Source organism: Streptomyces hainanensis (assembly GCF_004348415.1).
GTDB lineage: Bacteria > Actinomycetota > Actinomycetes > Streptomycetales > Streptomycetaceae > Streptomyces > Streptomyces hainanensis.
Map to the genome: position 1 here is coordinate 1 of NZ_SMKI01000522.1, position 4923 is coordinate 4923.

Annotated in this window: 4 protein-coding genes; all 4 read left to right on the top strand. The window is 73.4% G+C overall.

The window, feature by feature from the left end; genetic code table 11:
• Positions 1-483: 483 nt before the first annotated feature.
• The gene (locus tag E1283_RS31620; RefSeq protein ID WP_132821606.1) at positions 484-1257 is read left to right on the top strand and encodes an SDR family NAD(P)-dependent oxidoreductase; all 774 of its coding nucleotides are present in this window, start codon (positions 484-486) and stop codon (positions 1255-1257) included.
• Between the two features lie 20 nt (positions 1258-1277).
• Positions 1278-2423 carry a galactonate dehydratase gene (gene dgoD / locus E1283_RS31625; protein WP_132821607.1) on the top strand — a complete coding sequence of 382 codons (1146 nt, stop codon included), beginning with the start codon at positions 1278-1280 and terminating at the stop codon, positions 2421-2423.
• Between the two features lie 317 nt (positions 2424-2740).
• Positions 2741-3193, top strand: a complete 453-nt coding sequence (locus E1283_RS31630; RefSeq protein ID WP_132821608.1) for a hypothetical protein — start codon at positions 2741-2743, stop codon at positions 3191-3193.
• Between the two features lie 174 nt (positions 3194-3367).
• On the top strand, positions 3368-4849 hold the full coding sequence (locus E1283_RS31635; RefSeq protein WP_132821609.1) for an MFS transporter: 1482 nt from the start codon (positions 3368-3370) through the stop codon (positions 4847-4849).
• The last annotated feature ends 74 nt before the right edge of the window (positions 4850-4923 follow it).

The window sequence follows — 4923 nt, forward strand, 5'->3', positions numbered from 1 at the left end:
GTGCGGGGGATGGGGGGACATGCCGGGCTCCGGCATCCGCATGGACTCTCCCGACTCACGATCATGAGACAAGCAGACGTCCGCATTACACGCAGCGGCGTTTTGGCATGTCAACAACTCGCCCAGGGGTAAAGGTGACGCTGAGTGAACAACAGATGAGGCGCCGAGGACGGTAGCCGACGGGGCGTCACTCCGCAGCCTGGTCCTTCTCGTCCCCTTCACTCAGAGACAACGCCCATGACACAGAGGTGACATGGCCATGAAATCTACGCGGATCACTTATCCGTCGCCACTGTGGGCCATCTCACAACCCGCGCGCCGGCCTTTCCGCGACCACAGGCGCGCGCCAGGGCGCCCGAAGACCGGCGCGCGCGCCGCGCACGAAGGTGCACGTGATCACCGAACACCCGTCGGCACCCTTGGCAGCCATCGATAATTACTATTTAATATCGGTCGAACCAAGGTGCCGCACCGGAGGTCGACGTGCCCACTCCCCCACCCCCCACGGATCGGTTCGCCGACCGGTGCGTCCTCGTCACCGGCGCCGCCTCCGGCATCGGCGAGGCCACCGCACGACGCCTCGCGGCCGAGGGCGCCGGGGTCGTCGTCACCGACGTGGCACGGGAGGCCGGGGCCGCGGTGGCCGCGTCGATCCGCGCGACCGGCGGCCGGGCCGCCTTCCAGCGCCTCGACGTGTCCGACGAGGCCGACTGGGCCACGGCGGTGCGGGCGGCCGGCGAGCACTTCGGGCCGGTGTCCTCCCTGGTGAGCAACGCCGCCATCGCGATCGTCGCGCCCGCCGACGCCACCGGACTCGACGACTGGAACCGGCAGTTGTCGGTGAACCTGACCGGCGCCTTCCTCGGCTTCCGGGCCTGCCTGCCGGACCTGCGCCGCACCCGGGGCGCCGCCGTCCTCGTCTCCTCCGTGCACGCCTCCTTCGGCCTGCCAGGCCGCCCCGCCTACGCCGCCGCCAAAGCCGGCCTCACCGGCCTGGCCAGGCAACTCGCCGTCGACTACGGCCCCGAGGTCCGGGTCAACGCGCTGCTCCCCGGGCCGGTGCTCACCCCCCTGTGGGACGGCATCGGCGACGAGGACCGGCGGGCCACCGAGCGGGAGACCGCCGCCGGCCGCCTCGGCCGCCCCGACGAGGTCGCGGCCACCATCGCTTTCCTGCTCTCCGAAGACGCCTCCTTCGTCACCGGCGCCTCGCTGCCGGTCGACGGCGGCTGGAGCGTGCTCAAGAACGGTTCCTAGCACTTCAGGAGTACCCGCCCGTGAAGATCACCCGCGTCGAGACCTTCGCCGTGCCGCCCCGCTGGCTGTTCTGCCGTGTCGAGACCGACGACGGCGTCGTCGGCTGGGGCGAGCCCGTGGTCGAGGGACGCGCCGCCACCGTGCGCACCGCCGTCCACGAGCTCGCCGAACTCCTCGTCGGCAAGGACCCGTCCCGGATCGAGGACCACTGGCAACTGATGACCAAGGGGTCCTTCTACCGTGGCGGCCCCGTGCTCTCCAGCGCGGTCGCCGGCCTCGACCAGGCCCTGTGGGACATCGCGGGCAAGACCCTCGGCGTGCCGATCCACGTGCTCCTGGGCGGGCCGGTGCGGGACCGGGTCCGGGCCTACAGCTGGGTGGGCGGCGACGAACCCGCCGAGATCGCGGACGCCGTCACCGCCCAGGTCGAGGCGGGCTTCACCGCCGTCAAGATGAACGCCAGCGGCCGGATGAACCGGCTGGCCACCGTCGCCGACCTCGACCGGATCGTCGGCCGGGCCGAGGCGGTGCGCGAAGCCCTGGGCCCCGACCGCGACTTCGCCGTCGACTTCCACGGCCGCTTCACCGCCGCCAACGCCCGCAAGGTGCTCCCCCGGCTGGCCCACACCAATCCGCTGTTCGCCGAGGAGCCGGTGCTGCCGGAGTACACCCACCTGCTCGGCGACCTGGTCGCCGCGTCGCCGGTGCCGATCGCCACCGGCGAGCGGCTGTTCTCCCGCACCGACGCCCTCCCGGCCGTCCGGGCCGGGGTGGCCGTCCTCCAGCCCGACCTCTCGCACGCCGGCGGCATCTCGGAGGTCCGCCGCATCGCCGCGCTCGCCGAGACCTTCGACATCCCGATCGCCCCGCACTGCCCGCTCGGCCCGGTCTCGCTGGCCGCCAGCCTGCAGATCGCGTTCGCCACGCCGAACTTCCTGATCCAGGAGCAGAGCATCGGGATCCACTACAACACCGGCGGCGAGGTGCTCGACTACGTCGTGGACCGCGAGGTCTTCCGCTTCCACGACGGCCACTTCGCCCGCCCGACCGCGCCCGGGCTCGGCATCGAGGTCGACGAGGCCGCCGTCCGCGCCGCCAACGACGCCCACCCGTACTGGCACGGCCCCATCTGGCGCCACCCCGACGGCTCCTTCGCGGAGTGGTGACGGACCACCCCGGGGGGCTCGGGCCCTCGACGGGGGCACCGTCCTCCGGTTCCCGCCCGGCGGCCGGCCGACCCGCCGGCCAGGACCGGAGGACGGCGAGCGGACGAACCTGGGATCGGTAGGCGTCCCCGCGGGCCTAGCGTGCGCCCTGCCGGGCAGGACCGAGGCGAGGAGAGCGCCCATGCCGGGGAAGGTCTTCACGCGGAGCGCGACCGCCGTGCCGTACGACGCGCATCGGTTCCTCGGCCGGCACGCCCCGGCGGGGGTACCGGCGGGGGTACCGGCGGGGAGCGTCCCCGAGAGCCGGCGGCCCTGAGGTGGCGGACGGACCCGAGCCGACGCACGTGTCGAGGATCGGGGTGTTCGGCGCCCTGCTCCTGTACTCCACCGCCGCGGCGCTGTGCCTGTGCGGACCGGTCATGCTGGCCTGCACCGTCCTCGCCGGTGCCGGCCTGCTGCTCGGGGGCGTGCTGTCCACGGTGCTCTGCCTTCCCCTGGGCTTCGGCCTCTGGTGCCACGTCCGGTTCGAGAGGGAGAACAACCGGCGGCTCGACGCCCTCGGGATCGTGGCGACGGCGGAAGTGACCACCCTGACCGGCTGGGACGACGGGGAGTCGGCCGGTCTCGCCGTCGGGCTGCGGATCAGCGGCCCGGGGTTCCGGACGTTCGAGACGACCTGGAAGCGCTCGTCGCACCCCGCTCTGCGCGTGGGCCTCCGGCTCACCGCCGTGGTCGACCCGTCCGGCAACCTGTTCCGGGTCGAACTCTGAGCCGGCTCCGCGCCCGGGGCCCGGCCCGGGCGCGGACGGCGTGTCAGTGCCGGGCCGCCCGGCACACCCGGTCGTACGCTGGGCCGACGATCGGGAACGGCCAGGTCGGACCGTTCGGGCGGCGCCACGGCGCCGCCGTCCCCGCCCCGCCCAGCCACCACCCCGGAGCCGCCCATGCGGTCGAGCAGTTCGTCGCCGCGCCTTCTGAACCGGGTGCCGTGGGCATCGAGCTACCCCGCCGCGGTAGCCCTCGCCCTGCTGGCGCTGACCCCGTTCCTCGTCCTCACCACGGCCACGTCGCTGATGCGGCAGCCCCTGATGGAGCAGTTGGGGGCCACCCCGTTCGAACTGCAGCTCGCCGTCGGGCTGTCCAACGCGGGGTACGCCTTCGGCGCGGTCGCGGCGGCCGACCTCATTCTGCGGGTGCCGCGGCGCTGGGTGTACTTCGTGTGCGAGGGCGGCTTCGTGGTGGCCGCCGCGCTGGCCCTGATCGCGCCCGGCATCGGGCTCTTCGCGCCGGCGCTGGTCATGCTCGGCGTGTTCACCGGCATCCTGCTGGTCGTCTCGCTGCCGCCGCTGATCACCAGGCACGGCGTCGACCGGCTGCCGACCACGGCCGCCGTGATCAGCCTCGGGCTGTTCGGGATGGTCACCCTCGGGCCGCTGATCGGCGGCCTGATCGGGAGCTACGGCGGCTGGCGGCTGCTGTTCGTCGGGGTCACCGCGCTGTCCGCGCTCGGCCTCACCATCGGCGTGCTGACGTTCGAGCACAACGAGCCGCTGCGGCCCGGCGCGCGGTTCGACTGGTACGCCATCCCGCCCGCCGTGCTCGCCACCGCGCTGCCCTTCTTCGGCGTCGCCTGGCTGACGCGGGGCCAGTTCGCCAGCGTGTGGTTCTGGCTGCCGCTGGTGGTCGGGGTGCTGACGGCCGTCGTGTTGGTCGGCGGCCAGTACTGGCGGAGGGAGCCGCTGATGCCGGTCCGCCCGATCAGCAACACGCTGCCCGTCACCGGTATCGCCGCCGCCATGGTCGCCGGCGCGACGTTCACCACGCTGATCGAGCTGACCGAGGCGTACCTGCTCGCGGGGCCCCGGTACAGCCCGGTCCGGGTCGGTGGGCTGCTCACCGCGCAGGTCGTCGGCATCGCGGCCGCCGCGCTGCTGGTCCGGCGCCTGATGCGGACCCGCTGGCTGCCGGTGATGGCGCTGGGCGGCCTGCTCAGCGTGGCCGCGGGCGGGATCCTGCTGCTGACCGTCTCGCCGGGGAACGCGTCCGCGATCGTGCCGGCCGCGGCGGTCTTCCTCGGCTTCGGCGCCGGCGCCGGGGTGACGCCCGCGCTGTTCCTGGCCGGTCTCTCGGTGCCCGCCCCGGCGATCGGCTCGATCTTCGCGCTGGTCGAACTGCTACGCTCGGAGGCGGCGTTCCTGGTCGGGCCGGTACTGCTGCACCTCGCCCTGGACAAGGGCATCGAGGACGGCTTCAAGTTCGCCACCGCGATCACGCTGACCATCACGCTGGTGGGCGCGTCGCTGTTGGTCGCGCTGTTCGCGCTGGGAACCGACCGGCTCCACCCGCCGGACCTCGACGCCTGGGTCACCGGGAAACAGGGCGCCTACCGCTCGCCCCCGCTGCTGGCCCGGCTCAGGAAGTCATGACGGCTGCGGCTGCGGCTGCGGCGGTCGAGCGCCGCGGCGGGTCGGGGGCGAAAACCGGTGGGCCTGTCTCTTAT

Coding starts and splice junctions, on each gene's coding strand:
- E1283_RS31635 (WP_132821609.1), top strand. CDS start 3,368: ATGCGGTCGAGCAGTTCGTCGCCGCGCCTTCTGAACCGGGTGCCGTGG.